The organism is Microbacterium natoriense, assembly GCF_030816295.1.
Classification (GTDB): Bacteria; Actinomycetota; Actinomycetes; order Actinomycetales; family Microbacteriaceae; genus Microbacterium; species Microbacterium natoriense_A.
The window spans coordinates 397,110-416,082 of record NZ_JAUSXV010000001.1 but is presented as its reverse complement, the minus strand read 5'-3'; the positions used below and the strand labels follow the sequence as shown (position 1 = coordinate 416,082).

Annotated in this window: 20 protein-coding genes and 1 pseudogene; 16 read left to right on the top strand and 5 right to left on the bottom strand. The window is 68.1% G+C overall.

What is annotated here, in order from left to right:
* Positions 1-376: 376 nt before the first annotated feature.
* The 3 genes from QFZ53_RS02010 to QFZ53_RS02000 all read left to right on the top strand — a co-directional run bounded on the left by QFZ53_RS02010 (position 377) and on the right by QFZ53_RS02000 (position 4,856).
* On the top strand, positions 377-2,596 hold the full coding sequence (locus QFZ53_RS02010) for a sensor histidine kinase (protein ID WP_307292968.1): 2,220 nt from the start codon (positions 377-379) through the stop codon (positions 2,594-2,596).
* Positions 2,593-3,198 (top strand): response regulator transcription factor, encoded by a 606-nt coding sequence (locus QFZ53_RS02005; RefSeq protein ID WP_307292966.1) that lies wholly within the window; start codon positions 2,593-2,595, stop codon positions 3,196-3,198. The genes QFZ53_RS02010 and QFZ53_RS02005 overlap by 4 nt, the downstream gene beginning before the upstream one ends.
* 116 nt (positions 3,199-3,314) lie before the next feature.
* A complete protein-coding gene (locus tag QFZ53_RS02000) occupies positions 3,315-4,856 on the top strand; it encodes an SDR family oxidoreductase (protein ID WP_307292964.1) in 1,542 nt (513 codons plus the stop codon).
* A gap of 6 nt (positions 4,857-4,862) precedes the next feature.
* Here QFZ53_RS02000 and QFZ53_RS01995 read toward each other — a convergent pair whose 3' ends face one another.
* Positions 4,863-5,435, bottom strand: coding sequence for a MarR family winged helix-turn-helix transcriptional regulator (locus QFZ53_RS01995; RefSeq protein ID WP_307292962.1), 573 nt, complete (start codon positions 5,433-5,435; stop codon positions 4,863-4,865).
* A 78-nt stretch (positions 5,436-5,513) separates the two neighbouring features.
* Here QFZ53_RS01995 and idi point away from each other — a divergent pair, with 78 nt between their 5' ends.
* The 11 genes from idi (at position 5,514) to QFZ53_RS01940 (ending at position 15,238) form a co-directional block, all read left to right on the top strand.
* Positions 5,514-6,071 (top strand): isopentenyl-diphosphate Delta-isomerase, encoded by a 558-nt coding sequence (idi, locus tag QFZ53_RS01990; protein ID WP_292904490.1) that lies wholly within the window; start codon positions 5,514-5,516, stop codon positions 6,069-6,071.
* On the top strand, positions 6,068-7,984 hold the full coding sequence (locus QFZ53_RS01985) for a polyprenyl synthetase family protein (RefSeq protein ID WP_307292959.1): 1,917 nt from the start codon (positions 6,068-6,070) through the stop codon (positions 7,982-7,984). Before idi ends, QFZ53_RS01985 begins: the two co-directional genes overlap by 4 nt.
* Entirely contained in the window at positions 7,981-9,528 is a 1,548-nt protein-coding gene (gene crtI, locus QFZ53_RS01980; protein WP_307292957.1) for a phytoene desaturase family protein, read from the top strand. Before QFZ53_RS01985 ends, crtI begins: the two co-directional genes overlap by 4 nt.
* Complete coding sequence (locus QFZ53_RS01975) at positions 9,525-9,872, top strand: lycopene cyclase domain-containing protein (RefSeq protein WP_307292955.1); 348 nt, start codon at positions 9,525-9,527, stop codon at positions 9,870-9,872. Before crtI ends, QFZ53_RS01975 begins: the two co-directional genes overlap by 4 nt.
* Positions 9,869-10,171, top strand: a complete 303-nt coding sequence (locus QFZ53_RS01970; protein WP_307292952.1) for a lycopene cyclase domain-containing protein — start codon at positions 9,869-9,871, stop codon at positions 10,169-10,171. Before QFZ53_RS01975 ends, QFZ53_RS01970 begins: the two co-directional genes overlap by 4 nt.
* Positions 10,161-11,021 carry a prenyltransferase gene (locus QFZ53_RS01965; RefSeq protein ID WP_307292949.1) on the top strand — a complete coding sequence of 287 codons (861 nt, stop codon included), beginning with the start codon at positions 10,161-10,163 and terminating at the stop codon, positions 11,019-11,021. The genes QFZ53_RS01970 and QFZ53_RS01965 overlap by 11 nt, the downstream gene beginning before the upstream one ends.
* A 21-nt stretch (positions 11,022-11,042) precedes the next feature.
* A complete protein-coding gene (locus QFZ53_RS01960; RefSeq protein WP_307292946.1) occupies positions 11,043-12,221 on the top strand; it encodes a ferrochelatase in 1,179 nt (392 codons plus the stop codon).
* Positions 12,222-12,237: 16 nt separating this feature from the next.
* Positions 12,238-13,575, top strand: a complete 1,338-nt coding sequence (locus QFZ53_RS01955; protein ID WP_307292944.1) for a cryptochrome/photolyase family protein — start codon at positions 12,238-12,240, stop codon at positions 13,573-13,575.
* A gap of 78 nt (positions 13,576-13,653) precedes the next feature.
* Positions 13,654-14,091 carry a MarR family winged helix-turn-helix transcriptional regulator gene (locus tag QFZ53_RS01950; protein WP_307292941.1) on the top strand — a complete coding sequence of 146 codons (438 nt, stop codon included), beginning with the start codon at positions 13,654-13,656 and terminating at the stop codon, positions 14,089-14,091.
* Entirely contained in the window at positions 14,088-15,071 is a 984-nt protein-coding gene (locus QFZ53_RS01945; protein WP_307292938.1) for a zinc-binding dehydrogenase, read from the top strand. The genes QFZ53_RS01950 and QFZ53_RS01945 overlap by 4 nt, the downstream gene beginning before the upstream one ends.
* Positions 15,068-15,238: a hypothetical protein gene (locus QFZ53_RS01940; RefSeq protein WP_292904510.1), complete on the top strand. Its 171-nt coding sequence runs from the start codon at positions 15,068-15,070 to the stop codon at positions 15,236-15,238. Before QFZ53_RS01945 ends, QFZ53_RS01940 begins: the two co-directional genes overlap by 4 nt.
* Positions 15,239-15,253: 15 nt before the next feature.
* On the opposite strand, the gene QFZ53_RS01935 is transcribed toward QFZ53_RS01940, so the two are convergent.
* Entirely contained in the window at positions 15,254-16,039 is a 786-nt protein-coding gene (locus QFZ53_RS01935; protein ID WP_307292932.1) for a DNA/RNA non-specific endonuclease, read from the bottom strand.
* 37 nt (positions 16,040-16,076) lie between these two features.
* A complete protein-coding gene (locus tag QFZ53_RS01930; RefSeq protein ID WP_307292929.1) occupies positions 16,077-16,760 on the bottom strand; it encodes a histidine phosphatase family protein in 684 nt (227 codons plus the stop codon).
* Between the two features lie 203 nt (positions 16,761-16,963).
* Between QFZ53_RS01930 and QFZ53_RS01925 the strand changes: the two are divergent.
* Both QFZ53_RS01925 and QFZ53_RS01920 read left to right on the top strand, forming a co-directional pair.
* Positions 16,964-17,531, top strand: a pseudogene (locus QFZ53_RS01925) (dihydrofolate reductase family protein).
* 38 nt (positions 17,532-17,569) lie between these two features.
* The gene (locus QFZ53_RS01920) at positions 17,570-18,091 is read left to right on the top strand and encodes a hypothetical protein (protein ID WP_307292927.1); all 522 of its coding nucleotides are present in this window, start codon (positions 17,570-17,572) and stop codon (positions 18,089-18,091) included.
* Positions 18,092-18,106: 15 nt separating this feature from the next.
* On the opposite strand, the gene QFZ53_RS01915 is transcribed toward QFZ53_RS01920, so the two are convergent.
* Together QFZ53_RS01915 and QFZ53_RS01910 are read right to left on the bottom strand one after the other, a co-directional pair.
* Complete coding sequence (locus QFZ53_RS01915) at positions 18,107-18,328, bottom strand: RNA-binding S4 domain-containing protein (RefSeq protein ID WP_292905202.1); 222 nt, start codon at positions 18,326-18,328, stop codon at positions 18,107-18,109.
* Between the two features lie 22 nt (positions 18,329-18,350).
* On the bottom strand, positions 18,351-18,968 hold the full coding sequence (locus QFZ53_RS01910; protein ID WP_307292922.1) for a TetR/AcrR family transcriptional regulator: 618 nt from the start codon (positions 18,966-18,968) through the stop codon (positions 18,351-18,353).
* Positions 18,969-18,973: the final 5 nt, after the last annotated feature.

Genomic DNA, 18,973 nt, shown 5'->3' with positions numbered 1-18,973 from the left:
GTGCCTGTCGAGCCCCACAGAGGACGCTGAACCTCACCTGCTTGCGTCGCGCCAAGTTCGGGCAACTGGCGTGACGCACGGAGCGGCGACGACTCGGAAGTGACCTCCCCTCACACCCTTGAGTGTCGCTGCTCTTCCCGGAGTCCCGTGCTTTCGACCACCCAGTTCGAGAGCACGGGACTCCTCATCGCGAATCGGTCTTGGTGGCGCGTGTCCAGGCGTCACGCGATACTTGGCAAAAGGAGGGGGCGCAACGTTGAATCCAGGGCGCGAACGCACGAGCCCCTCCGTCGGGATGTCACGATATCGCCGGCTTCAGATCCACCTGACCGGAACATCAGGCAGCGACCCGCTGCCCTGGGATGCCAACGCAAGGGTGCTCCTTCGGATCGCATTCGCTCTCGCGCACCTTCTCCTCGGCATCGAACTGGTAGAGCATGTCGGCATCGGCGACGGTGCGGGAGTCGCGGTCATCCCGCTCGTGCTTCTCGGCATTTTCGCCGTTGTGAGTGTCACGGCCTGCTGGTTCGCGCCACAGCGGCGATTGGGCGCACGGTGCGTTCTGATGCTTCTCACCGTAGGGGCCTTCTCTCCATATGCAGTCCTAGGCGGAACCGGGGGATGGCCCGCGTGGCTCATCCTGATCTTCGAGGTCGGCGCGCTGCTCCCGCTGATCGGCTCGATCGCGCTCGGGGTGGGTGCGATCATCTTCGCCGGGGCCAATCCCGTGTTCGGCGGGTTGAGTTTCGTCGACATCGGCGCCGGAGTCGCCATCTGCGCTGTGGTCTCTTTGCTTGGCGCTGCCATCGGGCTCTCGACGAGGACTGCGACGCTGCTCCGAACGACTCGGGAGCAGCTGCTCCCCAACGCTGTCAGCATTGAGCGCACTCGGATCCTGCACGAGATAGAACAGGGGATGGACCCCTATCTCGAGCAAGCGCTTCAATCTGTCGTCGCGGCCCAGCTGGCCCTGGAAGGCGATGCCGAGCGTGCGCGCGATCTCGTTCAGGACGCGCATCGGATCGTGAGGTCGGCTCTTCAGGAGATGCGTAGATCCGTTCTCGGATATCGACGGACGGACTTGGACGCTCAGGTCATGGAGGCCAGGTCATCACTCGCGTCGGCAGGCATCGACGTGACCATCTCGGGGTCATCCGCCCAAGTTCCAGCGGCCGCTCGTGAGACGGCCGCTCATCTCATTCGAGAAGCAACCTCGAACGTTCTTCGTCACAGCAATGCGAGAGTCTGCACCATCTCACTTCGCAAGACGTCTGTCACGGTCGCCGACGATCGACGTGGGCGCAGCAGAGCGGATGCCTGCAATAAGGAACTCGACGATCTCGCTCAGTACGTCGCGGCCGCAGGAGGCGCTCTCAGCCTTGACGTACACGCACAGACCGGGTTCGCAATCACAGGGAGATGGGCAGGAGAGAATCCGATTCTGGGCGTCGCTCCTGATCGCGCCGTGTCGGATGATCCCAACGAGGCGCCTCCGAATGCCCCGGCTTGGGACAGGCGGGCGGTCGTCCTCGTGCGAGGAGGAGTGGCAGGCGTTCATCTCACGGCCGTTCTCGGCATTGTGGGGGCCATCTCCCAAGCGTCCAGTCCCTCTCAGCAGTTGGTCTCAGCGCTGTCCTTGTCGTTCTTTGCGGCGGTCAGCGTCGTCGCGACATGGTGGTCCGCCGGCAGGCAGGCCGGACGGCGAGGAGCGGGCCTATGGTTCGTGATTCCTTCCATCGTCCCGTACGTGCTTCTTGATCACACTGCCCACCTGCCCGCGCTGCAGATCGTCATCTTCTGCCTTCTCCTTCTCCTTCCGACAGCGAGAATCGTGCCCGTGATTTTCTGCGCCGCGATCATCATGATCGCGGTCGTCACCTGGACGACTCACGGCATGGGTGTCGCCATCTCGGCGATCGTCATCCTTGGCGTCTCGGCTCTCTTCGCCGTAGTGATCCGCGCTACCGCGGCGGACGGCACTCAGCTGCGATTCGCTCAAGCCAACGAGCTGCCGGCCGCCGTGCGCTACGAGCGGCTTCGCATCGCTCGCGACCTTCATGATTCGCTGGGGAACACGCTTTCGGCGGCGGCGGCGAAAGCCGCGCTGGTGGGTCTTGCACTCGATCGGGTACCGTCGCGCGCGACAGATCCGCTCCTCGAGCTTGAACAATACGTACGTCATGCACAGAGGCAGATGAGGGACGTCGTCTACGAGCGACGTCTGCCAACATTGCGAGAAGAACTCGTGGTCGGACGAGACACATTGGAAGCCATTGGCGTGAAAATGGTCGTCAATGGGACCGCCGACGATGTGCCAGCGACGATCGCGCCGGCAGCCGCATTCCTTGTGCGGGAAGCCATCACCAACATTCTTCGGCACAGCACGAAAGTGAGCATCTGCACCGTGACGCTGACCCGGTCCGAAATCGTGGTCGCCGACGATGGCGAACCGCGAAAGTCGGACACGAACCGGGGAACTGGCCTATTGGGGATCACCGAGCGGATGGACCTCGCGGGCGCAACGGCTACGTTCGGTCCCCGCTCTGCGAGAGGATTCAAGGTGGCGGCGCACTGGACAGTTGAGGAGCACAGATGATTCGGATACTCGTAGCAGACGACCAATCCCTCATCCGGCACTCGATCGCGGCGATCTTGTCGTATGAAGCGGACTTCGACGTCGTCGGAGAGGCCTCGACGGGGGTGGAGGCAGTGCAATTGGCGCACACGCTTGCGCCGGACCTTGTTCTGATGGACGTGCACATGCCGCTTCAGGACGGGATCGCCGCTGCAGCGGAGATTCTGTCGGGTGAGAACGCGTGTCGCATTCTCATGCTGACAGCCTTCGCGCGCCCGGGCTACTTGAGCCGCGCGGTGAAATTGGGTGCGTCTGGATTCCTCCTCAAAGACACGCCTCCCGCAGAGCTCTTCGACGCCATCCGTACAATTCACAGAGGCGGTCTCGTCCTGGATCCCATGCTCGCCTCAGAGAGCTTCGCGCTCGGCGATTCTCCTCTCACGAGACGAGAAGCCCAGGTCCTCGTCTCGCTCCTGGTCGACGCGTCCACCTCGGCAGTCGCGGCCGCCATGCATCTTTCGGAAGGGAGCGTGCGCAACCTCATCTCGTCCGCGATGACAAAACTCGGGGCCGCGCAACGACTTGAGGCAGCCCGAATCGCTTACGAGAACGGGTGGCTCTGACAATCAGTTGAAACCGATCCCGTTACGACGTTTCTGTCGTCCGGCAAGAAACCCATCGCTCTGCGGGTCGTGTCAACACCGTGTCGGAGAGCGTGACCGCGGCCTACGCTCGGCCCATGACCGAACTCACGTATCCGACCGGGCGCGAAGAGGCGCTGCGCGCCGTGCCCCGCGAAGACGGCACTGCGCCCCGGGCGCTCGTACTCGGAGCGACCGGCTACATCGGAGGGCGGCTGACACCGCGGCTGATCGACGCGGGGTACCGGGTTCGTGTGCTGGCGCGGGATCCTGCTCGCGTCGCCTCCTCACCCTGGGGTGACGACTGCGAGATCGTCGAGGGCGATGCGGGTGACGCAGAGGCCGTCGGCCGTGCCGTGCGCGATGTCGACCTGATCTACTTCCTCATCCACTCGATGGGAGCGGGCAAGGACTTCGAAGAGACCGATCGGCGGACCGCGGGCGTCGTCGCCCGTGCAGCGAAGACGCACGGAGTGCGGCGGATCGTCTACCTGGGCGGACTGCATCCCGACGAGGTCGAGCTCTCTCCGCATCTGCGATCGCGCGTCGAGGTGGGAGAGACCCTGCTGAGCTCCGGCGTTCCCGCACTCGTGCTGCAGGCGGGCGTGGTGATCGGGTCGGGGTCGGCCTCGTTCGAGATGATCAGGCATCTCACCGAGGTCCTGCCCTACATGCCGGCGCCGAAGTGGGTGCGCAATCGCATCCAGCCCATCGCCGTGCGCGACGTGCTGCACTATCTGCTGGGCGCCGCTCGCGTACCGTCCGGCGTCAACCGCACCGTCGACATCGGCGGCCCGGACATCCTCAGGTACGGGCAGATGATGAACGGATACGCCGTCGAGGCGAATCTTCCGCAACGTGCGATCGCCCCTCTGCCGGTGCTCACGCCTCGCCTCGCATCGCTGTGGGTGGGCCTGGTCACACCCGTTCCCCACGCGATCGCCCGGCCTCTCGTGGCCTCCCTGCAGAACGAATGCGTCGTGAAGAGCGATGACATCGATGCTCTCATCCCGCCACCCGACGAAGGGCTGACGCCCTATCGCCGTGCTGTGCGTCTGGCGCTGGGGCGTCTCGACGCCGACATGGTCGAGACGAGCTGGCAGGACGCCGAGGTGTCGGGTGCGCCCAGCGATCCTCTGCCGAGCGATCCTGACTGGGCGGGGCGTGCGGTCTTCACCGATCGGCGAGAGCTCGAGACATCCGCGTCGGTCGAACGGCTGTGGGCGGTGATACTCGGGATCGGCGGCGCGAACGGCTGGTACTCGTCGCCGCTGCTTTGGGCGACGAGGGGATGGATGGATCGGGTCATGGGAGGCGTGGGGCTCACGCGCGGTCGACGCAACCGCACGAGGGTCCGCGTGGGTGACGCGATCGACTTCTGGCGCGTCGAGGCCGTCGACGTGACGAATGCCGGATCCCTGCTGCGCCTGCGGGCGGAGATGCGAGTGCCCGGGGAGGCGTGGCTTGAGCTGCGTGCCGTTCGCGATGGTGACGCCGCTCGTTACGAGCAGCGGGCGGTGTTCTTCCCGAAGGGGCTGAGCGGGCGGTTGTACTGGTTGGCGGTGCTGCCGTTCCACGGGCTCATCTTCGCGGGGATGGCGGCGCGCATCACGGCCGCAGCAGAGGCCGACGGGAAGTGAGCGTCGTCACAGGTGCGCGGCCTCGTCGGGCTCCGTCCACGTCGACGAGCTCACGAGGGCGTCGAAGAATCGGAGCACGGCACGGCGATCGTCCGGTGAGAGGCCGGCGACGGCGTCGAAGCGTCGGGCATGACTGCGGCCGACGGATGCTCTCGCCGACGCCTTCGTCGACTCGGTGACCTCGATCGACGTGCGCCGACGATCACCCGTGTCCGCGATGCGGCGGATGTGACCTCCGGCCTCGAGTCGGTCGACGAGCTTCGTGGCGGCGGCGGGGGAGATGCCCAGGTGCGCCGCGATCGACCCCGGGGTGGCGACGACGCCATGGCGCTGAGCGGCGATGAGGAACCGCAGCGCCCTCATGTCGGTGTCGCCGAGGCGCATGTACCGCCGCGCCTCGTCGCTCATCGCCCTCTCTCGCTCTCGCCAGAGGCTCATCGCCTCCAGCACGGCGACGATCTCGTCGATCTCGCCCGCTGACAGGTGGTCTCTGCTGACCAGTTCGTGATCGGGGTCCATCACCCGGGGGTCGACGAGAGACATGGCCGGAGGGGCCGCGTCCTCGGCGGGCTTGCGCATGACTCGATCCTAATCCGGTTTGAAAGTACGCCAAGAATACTATTAACTTGGTGAAACACTTTGATCGAGAGGTGCGGGATGACCAGCCAAGAGCGAGTCGTGCTGTTGAGCGATGACGGCAGCGGCATCGGCGCCGCCCTGAAATCGGAGGTGCACCACTCCGATACCCCGCTCCACCTCGCGTTCTCGTGCCACCTCGTCCACGAAGACGGACGGCGCGTTCTCGTGACCAGGCGCGCTCTGGGCAAGAAGACGTGGCCGGGCACCTGGACCAACGCCTTCTGCGGTCACCCGCAGCCGTTCGAGCCCGTTCCGGATGCGGTGGACCGCCGTGCGGGCGACGAACTGGGCGTCACGCTGCGCGACGTCAGACTCGTGCTGCCCGACTTCCGTTACCGCGCGGTCGACGTCTCGGGAATCGTCGAGAACGAGATCTGCCCGGTGTACGTCGCCACCGCCGTCGGCGACCCGGTCTGCAACCCCGACGAGGCGATGGATGCGCGATGGGTCGAACCCGAAGCCCTGGTCGAGTCGGCACGGCTCGCGCCGTGGGCGTTCAGCCCGTGGCTCGTGGAGCAGCTCGAGCAGATGTCCGGCATCCCCGGCGCCCTTCCCCTGATGGAGCGGCAGAGGTGATCACCGACGAACGGCAGGCGCTCGCCGCGGTGGACGCCGCGCTCGACGGGTTTCTGGCCGAGCGCATCTCGCGAGCATCCACTGCCGGTCCCTCCTACCGACGCCTCTGGGAGCGCATCGGCCTGGCGTGCAGCGGGGGAAAGCGGATCCGGCCTCGGCTGCTCCTCCTCGCGCACAACGCCCTCGGGGGCGACGCGCACGACGACGCGGTGGCGGCGTCCCTCGCCTTCGAACTGCTGCACACCGCATTCCTCCTGCACGACGACGTCCTCGACGGGGACCTCGTGCGGCGAGGACGCCCGAATCTTCAGGGCGCCTTCGTCGGCGATGCGCTCGATCGAGGCCTCGCCCCTGACGCCGCGACGGCCTGGGGCGACGCGTCAGGGGTTCTCGCCGGTGATCTGCTCATCAGCGCCGCGCACTCCGTGATCGCGAGTATCCCGTCGGAGGCCCGGACTGCCCTGCACGAGCTCATCGACCAATGCCTGTTCTCGACCGCGGCGGGTGAACTCGCCGATGTCGGCCTCGCCCTCGGCGCAGTGGACGTCACGATCCCCGAGATCACGGGCATGATGCACGACAAGACGGCCGTCTACTCGTTCTCGGCGCCGCTGCGAGCGGGTGCGCTGCTTGCGGGAGCCGGTGCGCAGGCCGAGACCGAGCTCGCCGAGATCGGCACGATGCTCGGCTTCGTCTATCAACTGCGCGATGACCTGCTTGGCGTCTTCGGCTCGGCTGCAGCACTCGGCAAGCCGATCGACGGAGACCTGCGCGAGGGCAAGCAGACCCTTCTGATCGCCTACGCCGAGGGCAGCGAGCCGTGGAAGGACGCGCGTCACCTCTTCGGCCGCCGGTCGCTCGATGCGGATGCCGCCGACCGGCTGCGACGCGCCCTCACCGAGAGCGGCGCGCGAGCGCGCGTCGAACTGCACCTGTCGCGACAGTGCGAGAAGACCTGCGAGCGCATCGAGCAGTCGGGGCTGCCGGAGCAGCTGAAGGCCGAGCGTGGTTCCGCTCGTGCGGCGATGCGCGGAGCGCGAGTCGTGACCGCCACGGGGCTCGCGCTGTACACGAGAACCGCACGGACCTCGTCGGCCCGGGTCATCGGCGCCTACTCGACCTCGTTCGGGCTGGCCAGCCGGCTGCTGACCAGGCGGGTGCGCGCGGGCATCGCCGACGTGTACGCGCTCGTGCGCGTGGCCGACGAGATCGTCGACGGGCCGGCGGCAGAGGCGGGGATGGATGCCGGTGAGACGAGGACCGTGCTCGACGCCCTCGAAGCCGAGACCCTCGCCGCCATGCGCCGAGGCTTCAGCGCGAACCTCGTCGTCCACGCCTTCGCCGTCACGGCTCGCGAAGCCGGCATCGCGCCCGCGCTGGTGACGGACTTCTTCGACTCGATGCGCACGGATATCGCCCCTCCCGCCGTCTTCGACGATGCGGCGTATCGCCGCTACATCCACGGTTCGGCCGAGGTGGTGGGTTCGATGTGTCTGCGGGTCTTCATACAGGAGCGCCCCGGCGACGAGATCAGCGACGAGACGGAAGAGGGGGCGCGGCGGCTGGGCGCCGCGTTCCAGAAGGTCAACTTCCTGCGGGACCTCGCCGACGATCGGGATCGTCTGGGGCGCAGCTATCTCCCCGGGGTGGGGCCGGAGAGGTTCGGCGAGGAGCAGAAGGATGCGGTGGTGGCGGACATCGCGGCCGATCTCGCCGTCGCGCGGCGTGCCATCAGCGCCTTGCCGCCCCGAGCACGGCGGGCGACCAGCGCTGCCGCCGGACTGTTCGAGAAGCTGAACGAGCGGCTCTCGGCCACGCCTGCCGCGGAGATCAGCCGGCATCGGATCACCGTGCCGGCGTCTGTCAAAGCCTGGGTTCTCCTGTGCGCCCTCGTCGGCCGGAGCGGCCGATGACAGGTGAGACGATCGTGGTCGTCGGCGGCGGGATCTCGGGCCTCGCCACGGCCGCGCTCCTCGCGCAGGACGGTCACGATGTCACGCTTCTCGAGGCGCGCGACGAGCTCGGCGGTCGAGCGGGCACCTGGCGGAAGGACGGCTTCACGTTCGACACCGGTCCGTCGTGGTACCTGATGCCCGAGGTGTTCGATCACTTCTTCCGGATGCTGGGGACCTCGGCGGCCGAGCAGCTCGACCTGGTGCGTCTAGACCCCGGCTACCGCGTGTACTTCGAAGGCGACGCCGAACCCTTCGACCTCCCGGCGCAGAACGCCAGAGAGGCGATCATCGGGCTGGACCCGGCATCCGCTGCTCCGCTGCGGACGTACTTCGACTCCGCCGCCGAGACCTACGACATCGCGACCAGGCGGTTCCTCTACACGAACTTCGAGACCCTCGGCGGTGTCGCCGATCGGGAGACGCTACGACGCCTGCCGACCCTGCTGCGCCTGCTGGGGCAACCGCTCGACCGCTTCATCGCCGCCCACTCCGGTTCGCGCCGCGTGCAGCAGGTGCTGGGGTACCTCTCGGTGTTCCTCGGCACCTCACCGGCGGCGGCGCCGAGCATGTATCACCTGATGAGCCACCTCGACGTCGATCAGGGGGTCCTGTACCCGCGGGGTGGATTCGGAGCGGTGATCGACGCGATCGCCCGGCTCGCCGAGCAGAAGGGCGTGAAGGTCCTCACGGGGCACCGCGTCACCCGCATCATCGTCGAGGGGAGGCGCGTGCGCGGGGTCGACGCCCTGTCGCCGGATGGCACGCGACGTGTCTTCACCGCAGACCGGGTCGTCTCGACGGCCGACCTGCACGTCACCGAGCAGCAGCTGCTCGAACCGCGGCATCGGCGTCACAGCATCCGCTGGTGGAAGCGCCGCGACCCTGGGCCCGGCGCGGTCCTGGCGTTGCTCGGCGTCAGAGGCGAGCTCCCCGAGCTCGCACATCACACGCTGTTCTTCGCCGAGGACTGGGAAGAGGGGTTCGACGCGATCTACGGGGCCGACCCGCGGATCCCCGATCCCGCCTCGCTGTACGTCTGCCGCCCTAGTGCGACAGACGCATCGGTCGCGCCCCAGGGGCACGAGAACCTCTTCGTGCTGATCCCTGTGCCCGCCGACACGACGATCGGCGCCGGCGGAGAAGACGGCGAGGGTGCGGCGGAGGTGGAGCGGATCGCGGACGCCGCGATCGGCCAGGTCTCGTCGTGGGCGGGCGTACCCGACCTCGCCGAGCGGGTCACGGTGAGGCGCACCATCGGACCCGCCGACTTCGAGCGCGAGTACGGCTCATGGCGCGGTGGCGCGATCGGCCCGGCGCACACTCTGCGGCAGAGCGCATTCTTCCGCGGCAGCACCAAGGCCCGCGGGGTCGAGGGGCTGCTGCTCGCCGGCGCGACGACGATCCCGGGGGTGGGGCTCCCGATGTGCCTGATCAGCGCGGAGCTCGTGCTCAAGCGCGTGCGGGGCGACCGTTCGTCGGGTCCCCTGGCGGTGCCGTCATGAGCACGATCTACCTGCTCTGCCTCCTCGCCGCATCCGCGTGCGTGGTCGCGGTCGACCTGCGGTTCCGGCTCTTCCTCGGTCGTTCGTGGCGACAGGCGCTCCTGGTGCTCGCCGCGGGGCTCGTGTTCTTCCTCGTCTGGGATCTCGTCGGCATCGGACTCGGCATCTTCGCGCGCGGCGACGGGCCCTATCTCACCGGCGTCATGATCGCCCCCGAGCTTCCGATCGAAGAGCCCGTTTTCCTGCTGTTCCTGTGCGAGGTCACCATGGTGCTGGTGCTCGGTGCAGAACGCCTGTTGCGCCGCGCCGCATCTCGTCGGCCGGGACCGAGGAGGCGCGGATGACGTACCTCCTGCTCGCGGGCGTGTTCCTGGTGCTCGCGGTGGTCCTCGCCGCGGTGTTCGGCCGCGGCGTCCGTCGCGTGAGCGCCGGCCCGCTGGCGCTCGGCGCTCTCGTCCTGCTGATCCTCACCGCGGTGTTCGACACCGTCATGATCGCCGCCGGGCTCTTCACCTACGCGGATCCGCTGATCCTCGGTCCGCGGATCGGGTTGGCGCCGATAGAAGACTTCGCCTATCCGCTGGCCGCCGTCATCCTGCTGCCTGCGCTCTGGACGAGACTGCGGAGCCGCGATGATCGCTGAGCTGCTCACCGCCTCCCGGCCGCTGAGCTGGATCAACACGGCCTTCCCGTTCGCGGCTGCGTACCTGCTCGTCGCGGGCGAGATCGATGCGGCGCTCGTGATCGGGACGATCTTCTTCCTGATCCCGTACAACTTCGCGATGTACGGCGTGAACGACGTGTTCGACTACGCCTCCGATCTCGCGAACCCCCGCAAGGGCGGCGTCGAGGGCGCACTGCTCAACCCTCGTCGTCATCGCATCGTGCTGATCACGGCCTTCTGCATCTGTCTTCCGTTCGTGATCGCACTCGTGGTGCTGGGACCCGCGATCTCCTGGCCCGTGCTGGCGGTGAGTCTCTTCGCCGTGGTGGCCTACTCGGCACCGCCGTTCCGGTTCAAGGAGGTGCCGGTCCTCGACTCGGTGACATCGAGCGTGCACTTCGTCAGCCCCGCTCTGTACGGCATCCTGCTCGCCGGCGGAGTTCCCGATCTTCGATCGGGAACGATCCTGATCGCCTTCTTCCTCTGGGGGATGGCGAGCCACGCTTTCGGCGCCGTGCAGGACGTGATTCCCGATCGCGAAGGAGGAATCGCGTCCATCGCGACCGTCCTCGGCGCCGCTCGCACGGTGCGCCTGGCGATGTCGCTGTGGAGCCTCGCCGCACTGCTCATGCTCACCGCCGGTGACCCTGCCGCGTGGGCCGCCGCGCTCGCGATCCCGTATCTGTGCGCAGCTGCACCGTTCGCCCGCGTGAGCGACGTGGAGTCCGGTGCCGCGAACCGCGGCTGGCGGCACTTCCTCTGGATCAACTACCTGTGCGGCTTCCTCGTCACCATGCTGCTCATCTGGTCCGTCATCCGCGCCGACTGAACTCGAAACCTGGAGGTCATCATGACATCTGCATCGTCCGTTCCCCACGCCTCGCCGGCCTGCGCAGCCGGAGAGCCGTTCGCCGTCGCGCCGCAGCGCTATGACGCGATTCTGTTGGCGGGGTTCGGTGGTCCGGAGGGGCAGGATGACGTCATTCCGTTCCTGCGCAACGTGACGCGAGGACGCGGCATCCCCGACGAGCGGTTGGAGGAGGTCGCGCACCACTACCGTCACTTCGGCGGCATCAGCCCGATCAACGAGCAGAACCGGCAGCTGAAAGCTGCACTCGAGGCCGAGATCGCCGCACGCGGACTCGACCTGCCCGTCTACTGGGGAAACCGCAACTGGGCGCCGTACCTGCCTGACGCCGTGCAGCAGGCGGCGGACGACGGCTGCACGCGGCTGCTCGCCTTCGCGACGAGCGCCTACAGCTCGTTCTCGAGCTGCAGGCAGTACCGCGAGGACTTCGCGCGAGCACTCGACGAGACGCAGCTCGGCGGCACGGTCACGATCGACAAGATCCGCCAGTTCTTCGATCACCCCGGCTTCGTGGACTCCTTCGTCGACAGCATCGCGGCGGCGCTCGGCGGGTTCCTGGAGGAGGGGGCGGATGCCGGCGCGATCCGCGTGCTGTTCACCACCCACTCGATCCCCACCGCAGACGCGCAGCGCTCTGGGCCGCGCGATCGGGACTACGGACCCGGTGGGGCCTACGAGGCGCAGCATCTCGCCGTCGCGGCCGCCGTCGTGGAGCGGGTGGTCCGTCGGGATGCGCGGCTCGACGGCATCGGCTGGGAACTGGTGTACCAGTCGCGCTCGGGCCCGGCGTCACAGCCGTGGCTCGAGCCCGACATCTGCGACCGCATCGGAGAGCTGCCTGCCGAAGGCGTCACGGCCATCGCGATCTCGCCGATCGGGTTCGTGAGCGACCACATGGAAGTGCTGTGGGATCTGGACACCGAGGCGCTCGAGGCGGCTGCGTCCGCAGGCATCCAGGCTGTCCGCGCCGCGACTCCCGGAGCCGACCGCGTGTTCGTGGCCGGCATCGTCGACCTCATCGAAGAGCGCATCGCCGCGGTGGATCCTGCAGAGCGCCCGGCGGTGACGCCGCTCGGACCATGGTTCGACGTGTGCCGACCCGGATGCTGCGAGAACGTCAGGGCCGGGTTCAAGCCCGCGGCTGCAGGGGTCGCGCCATGACGCGGAGCGGTCGTCCATGACCCGGGCGAGTCTGGTGTGGTTCCGCGACGACCTGCGCGTGACCGACAATCCTGCTCTCTCGGCCGCGGCGGCGAGAGGTGGAGCGGTCGTCGCCCTGTACGTCCTCGATGAGGAGTCGGAGGGCATCCGTCCGCTCGGCGGCGCCGCACGATGGTGGCTGCACCACTCGCTCGCATCTCTCGCCGGGGGGCTGCGCGATCTCGGCATCCCGCTGGTGCTGCGTAGAGGGCAAGCGACGCGCATCGTGCCCGAAGTCGCCGCGCAGGCCGAGGCGGACGCGATCTTCTGGAACCGCCGTTACGGCGCGCCGGAACGGCTGGTCGACGCGGAGATCAAGAGACGGCTGCGGTCGGAGGGGAACCAGGTCGCCTCCTTCGCCGCGTCGCTGCTGCATGAGCCCTGGACGGTGACGACCGGAAGCGGAGGGCACTATTCGGTGTTCACCCCGTTCTGGCGTGCGTGCCAGAACCGTCCGGCTCCGCGTGCGCCGCTGCCGGCTCCTCCCTCGGCCGCGGCGGGAAGCGCGCGCGTCCCGTCCGACGACCTCGACGACTGGCAGCTGCGCCCGCACGCGCCCGATTGGGCCGGAGGTCTCGCGGAGACGTGGGAGCCGGGGGAGCCGGCCGCCCGCCGACAGCTGCAGAGGTTCGTTCGCTCGGGTCTCGCCGACTACGACCGGGCTCGTGACGAACCCGGCCTCGAGGCGACGTCGATGCTGTCGCCGCGGCTGCGCTGGGGAGAGCTCAGCCCGTTCACCGTGTGGCACGAGGCGGTCGCGGCCGAGGGCGGAAGCAGGTTCCTCACGGAGCTCGGCTGGCGGGAGTTCGCCTGGCACACCCTCGACCGCTTCCCCGACCTCGCCACGCGCAACCTTCGGCCGGAGTTCGACCGGTTCCCCTGGCCTTGTCTCGACGAGGACGCGCTGCGTGCCTGGCGACGCGGACGCACCGGGGTGCCATTGGTCGATGCCGGAATGCGCGAACTGTGGGAGACCGGCCACATGCACAACCGGGTCCGCATGGTCGTCGCCTCCTTTCTCGTGAAGAACCTGCTCATCGACTGGCGGATCGGCGAGCAGTGGTTCTGGGACACCCTGGTCGACGCGGATGCTGCGAGCAACCCCTTCAACTGGCAGTGGGTCGCGGGGTCGGGCGCGGATGCCGCACCCTACTTCCGCGTGTTCAACCCCGTGCGCCAGGCCGAGAAGTTCGATCCGCAGCGTCGGTACATCGACCGCTGGGCCGCAGACAGCCGAGATGAGCCGATCGTCGACCTGCGGGAGACCCGTCGAGCGGCGCTCCGCGCCTACGACGAGGTGAAGAGCGCGCGATGACTGTGGAGCGCCGCTCCTCGATCTAGACGGCGCAGAATTTATGTTCCTGGGAATACTCTTACGAGTAATGTAGTTCTCATGAGCATGAACTTCTTCGAGCTTCTCGTCAGAGTCGAGACCGACGTATGGAACGCGGTCGAGCACGAGCTCCTGCGGTCTGACCGCGTGGGTCTCGGCACGTTGATGGCACTGCAGACCGTGCACCGCCACGACGGAGCAGTGCGGGTGCAGGATGTCAGCGATGCTCTGTCGATCACGGTCGGCGCCGCCAGCAAGTTCATCGACCGTCTCGAGCGCGACGGTCTGGCGGTTCGCCGACCGAATCCCGATGATCGGCGCTCCTCGCTGGTCGCTCTCACCCGATCCGGGGAAGACGCTCGCGCCTCGGCTGAGCAGGTGGCGCAGCAGGTCATCGCGGAACTCCTCGGGGAGGAATCGGGCATCGAGATGCTGTCGGAGGCGTTGACGCGCATCGGCGCTCGAGCCGTCGCCGCACGCAGCGCGGTGCTCGCATGACCACGACTATGCGGGCGGTCGTCGTCACTGCACCCGGCACTCCGGAGGTCCTTGAGATCCGCGAGCGTCCTGTTCCGGCGGCGGCTCCCGGGCAGGTGCTCATCAAAGTGCACGCGTTCGGGCTCAACCAGTCCGAACTGCACTTCCGGAACGGTCAGGCGTACTCGGGATCGTTCCCGCGCATCCCTGGCATCGAAGCCGCGGGGATCGTGGAAGACGCTCCCGGTGGCGAGTTCGACAGGGGCACCCAGGTCGTCACGATGATGGGCGGCATGGGGCGGGAGTTCGATGGCGGCTACGCGGAGTACGTCGTCGTTCCCGCGGCGCAGACGATCCCGTTCCGCAGCTCCCTGCCGTGGAACGTGCTGGGCGCGGTTCCTGAGATGCTGCAGACCGCCAACGGCTCGCTCGACATCGGTCTCGAGGCGAAACCCGGCGACAGCATCCTGATCCGCGGAGGCACCTCGTCGGTGGGGCTCGCGGCGGCGGTCCTCGCCAAGCTCCATGGCATGACCGTGTACGCGACCACCCGCCGCGAAGCCGCCCGTGCGCTGCTGGAGAGCGTCGGTGTCGATCGTGTTCTCGTCGACGACGGAGATGTCGCGGCACAGATTCGTCGGCTGCTCCCCGGAGGAGTCGACGGCGCCATCGAGCTGGTCGGGGTCGACGCCATGCGGGACACCCTGCGTGCCGTGCGACCCGGCGGCACGGTCTGCTTCACGGGGATGCTGTCGAACCGGTGGAGCATCGAGGAGTTCTACCCGATGGACTGGCTGCCGAACGGCGTCCGTCTCACCGCGTATTCGGGAGAGGCCGCGGACCTCGGAGCGGACACGCTTCAGCAGTTCCTCGATGCGGTCGCCGACGGCCGTGCAACCGTCCCCGTGGGCCGCACGTACGCACTCGACGACATCGTCCAGGCCCATCGCGACATGGAAGCCGGCGTCGTAGGCGGCAAAGGCGTCGTCGTGCTGCGATGATCCCTCCCCTCGAGATCGCCCACGCGGTCTTCCTCGCGCGTCGGGGATCTTCGAGCGCGAAGACCGCGAGCACCGTCACCGCGGCCGTGAGCGAGTCGCCCGAACGATCATCGAGCGATCGACGGATGGGCGAGCCCGATCCCGGTCCGGATGACGGTGGACGCTGATCGCTGACGACGCACTCAGAGCACGATGTCGTCGACCGACGACAGCATCTGCCATTCCCCCGCCCGCACGGCGCTCTCCGCGAGCACGTCGCCCGCCGGCATCCGACCGAGATCGAGCCCGGTGAGACGCGCGATCTCGGCGACCGGCACCTGAAAGGTGCGGAAGGCGCCGAGCGGCGCAGCGGCGAGCAGGTCGTCACGGGTGTCGATGAGCTCGCTCTGGTCGAGGAGGAAACCGGCGGTCGCGAGCCCCTCGGCCCCCTGCCAGGCGGCGATCTTCCAGAACCTCAACGGGATGCGGACGCCGCGATAAGGCGGGTCTTCCGGGCCGAGCACCGGCGCCGTGAAGACCGAGATGCGCTGATCCGTCGCCTCGGCGTACGCGAGCACATGGTCTTCCAGGCCGAGCCACAGCTCCTTCGACTGGTTGAACCCTGCAGCCTGCGGAGCCGCGTTCGGGTAGAAGAACGTCGCCTCCATGGCAGCGCGGGCGTCGTCGACCGCTCCCCAGCCGGGATCGCGGCGACGTACGAGATGACCGCGGTCGAGATCGTTGCGCGCGTACACGGCGGGGCCGGTCTGCTCGTCGTCGCCGATCCTCGGGTCGAGGCGCCATTCGCCGGCACGGGGAAGATCGCGCAGCGTCGAGCCTTCGATGTTCACCCCGGTCGCCGCCGCCAGTCGCCGAGAGGGATCGAGCAGCACCGTGAACCGGGGGTAGTCGAGCGTGCGTGTGATGTCCGCGGGACGGGGGAGCGGGAGAGGGGTCGTGAGGAACCCGGGGTCGTATCCGTCAGCCATGCGACCATCGTGCCCGACACCGCCGACAGAGGAGATGTCAGGACTCCGAGGGCTTCAGCGGCAGCTCGGGCCCGTGGTTCCAGGCGAGGATGGCCGGCTGCTCCCTGGTGAAGCCGAGCACCGACACCGAACCGGCATCGAGGGTGATCTGGGCGCCGAACCGCGGTGCCTCCCGCAGGAACACGGCGGTGAGGATGCGCAGGTAGTGCCCGTGCGCGATCAGGGCGACGTCGCCGTCGGCCATCGCCGGTAGCACCCTGGTCAGCACCCGAGATGCGCGCGCGGCGACCTCTTCGACGGTCTCACCGGGCGTCTCGCCGCGGATCACTCCGTGGTTGAAGGCCGTCCAGTTGTATCCGAGCTCCGCGCGGATGTCTGCCGTGGTGCGGCCCTCGTACCCGCCGTAGTCCCATTCGACGAGAAGCGGATCGACCTCGGCGTCGAGGCCCGCGAGCTCCGCCGTGCGCCGCGCCCGCTGCAGCGGCGAGGTCAGGATGAGCCCGAAGTCGTATCCGCGTACCAGCCGGCCCGCCGCGCGGGCCAGCTCTTCGCCGTGCGGAGTCAGCGGGATGTCGGTGCGTCCCGTGTGCAGGCCGGTCCGCGACCACTCGGTCTCGCCGTGGCGCAGCAGCACGAGCTTGCCCTGCGGGTTGTCGGGGGCGGGGTGGTCGGGCAGCGGGTCTGGAACATCCACACCGCCACGGTAGTGCTTCTCGGTCACGGTGCGGCCCTCATCTCGTCGAGTCGCCGGTTGAGGAACGCGACCTCGGCGCTGTTGCAGCTCTTCTCGACAAGGGGCCGAGGTTCTTTCGCCAGCGTGTTCGCAGATGGGGGTTTCGAGGGTCGACCCGCCGATCTAGACTCCTGCGCGACGGCATCCGCTCGGCTCGGGTCGTTCCACCTGGCCGGATCGAAGGAGACGACATGCAGACTTTGACGGTCGACTTCATCTGCTCGCTCGACGGTTACGGCTCGGCGGTGGGCTGGCCCGGATGGTGGGGCATGGAGAGTCCGGGGTACCTCGAGTGGCTCGACACCCCGGCCCGAGAAGGATCAGCCCCTGCTGATGGGCGCGACCACCTACCGCGTGATGTCGGAGCTCGTCGCCGAGGGCGAGCCGGGCACCGACGTACTGAACGGCATCCGCAAATACGTCTTCTCGTCGTCTCTCGAGGCGCCGCTCGCGTGGGAGAACTCGACACTGATAGCGACGGATGCCGTGGAGGCGGTGCGCCGGCTGAAGGAGGAGTCCGACCGTCCGCTGAGCACCATCGGCAGCCGATCGCTGTGCCGGTCGCTGCTGACCGCAGGACTCGTCGACCGGTATCGGGTCGTGATCTTCCCAGTGATCACGGGCGCCACCGGTCAGGAGCGGATCTTCGACGGCTACCCCGATGTTGCGCTCGAACTGGTCGAGGCGCGTACGTTCGACATGCGCACGCAGCTGCTCGAGTACGTTCCGACCGTTCTCGAGGGGCCGCCCGGGCGCTGACCCTTCCCCCGCCGCGACGTGTGTGGTTGCATGGGCGGATGATCGGCATCCGGGGGGATAGGTCGAGGGGCGCGTTCGCGTCCCTCGCATGTGCGACGGTGCTGCTGCTGGCCGGATGCGCGACGGCGAGCCCGCAGGCGGGTTCGCCACCCTCTGCGTCGCCGACGCCGACGGCCGCGTGCCCGCTGGTCGAGGGCGTCGAACTCCCTCCCGAGTGCGCACCCTACGACCCCGAAAAGTCGATGGCGCAGAACGACACCTATCGGCAGCGGATGGACATCTCAGACGAGACCCGGGCCGCCGCCGAGGAGGCGATCGAGAAGGTGCAGCCCGCTCTCGACGCGCTGAGGACCTCGGGCGACATCTCGACTGACGCCGTCGTCGCGGTCATGACGGAGGCCGGCCTCATGAGCACCCAGACGATCGGCGGTCGGCGCGGCGTCGCCTTCGGCGTGGTCGGCCCGAAGGGCGGATGCATCTTCGGCGAGGTGTCGGCCGACGCTCTGATCATCGAGGCCGGCGGGTACATCATGGACGGCGGATGCCTGCCGGCGCAGTGACAGGCCGGATCGCGTTCAGGGCCTGACGCGTGCCGTGCGGCCTTCGAACGAGACGAGGTCGCCATCGTGCAGCTGGCGCCCGCGACGACGCTCCTCTTCACCGTTCACGCTCACGTAGCCATCGATGATGGCTTCCTTGGCGTCACCGCCGGTGTCGATGAGGCCCGAGAACTTGAGGAACTGTCCGAGGCGGATCATCTCGCCGCCGATGGAGATGTCGTCGATCGAGGTGGCCATGTTCCGATGGTATCGCCGGGGCTCAGCGGACGCGCACGCGCTCGTACAGGCCGTTCGCGGCGGCGGTGAAGACTGCGACGTAGTCGATGCGATCCGGCAGCGTCGACCATTGATCCCGGATGCCCTCATTGAGGGCGAGGAGCTCGAGGATCAGCTGCTGCGGTTCGGTGCCCTCGGCGATCTCCCCGGCGGCGATGCGCTCCTCGACGAGCGGGATGAGCGAGTCGAGCGCGGCCTCGAGGGTGCGCTGAGCCCTGCCTTCGACCGGGTGCCCAGCGATGCGCGATGCGCCGGTGAGCATGACGCGGAACCGCAGCAGCTCGGGCTCCTCGGCCGCGAGGCGGACGGCGGCGATGAACTGGTCGAACAGCGAACGCACCGACTCCGTCGGCAGCGTGATCGTCTGGTAGACCTCTTCACGGCGCTCGACCACGGCCATGAACAGGTCGTGCTTCGTGGCGAAGTGGTGCAGCACCCCGGCATCCGTCACCCCCGCCGCCCTGGCGATGTCGGCGATGCGGGTGCTCTCGTATCCCTTGCGCCCGAACTCCGTGGTGGCGGCGGCGAGGATCCGCGTGCGTCGGGCGTCGCCACGGGCGACGCGCTTGTCGACGTCGGACGAGGACTCGGAGCTGCTCACCCTAG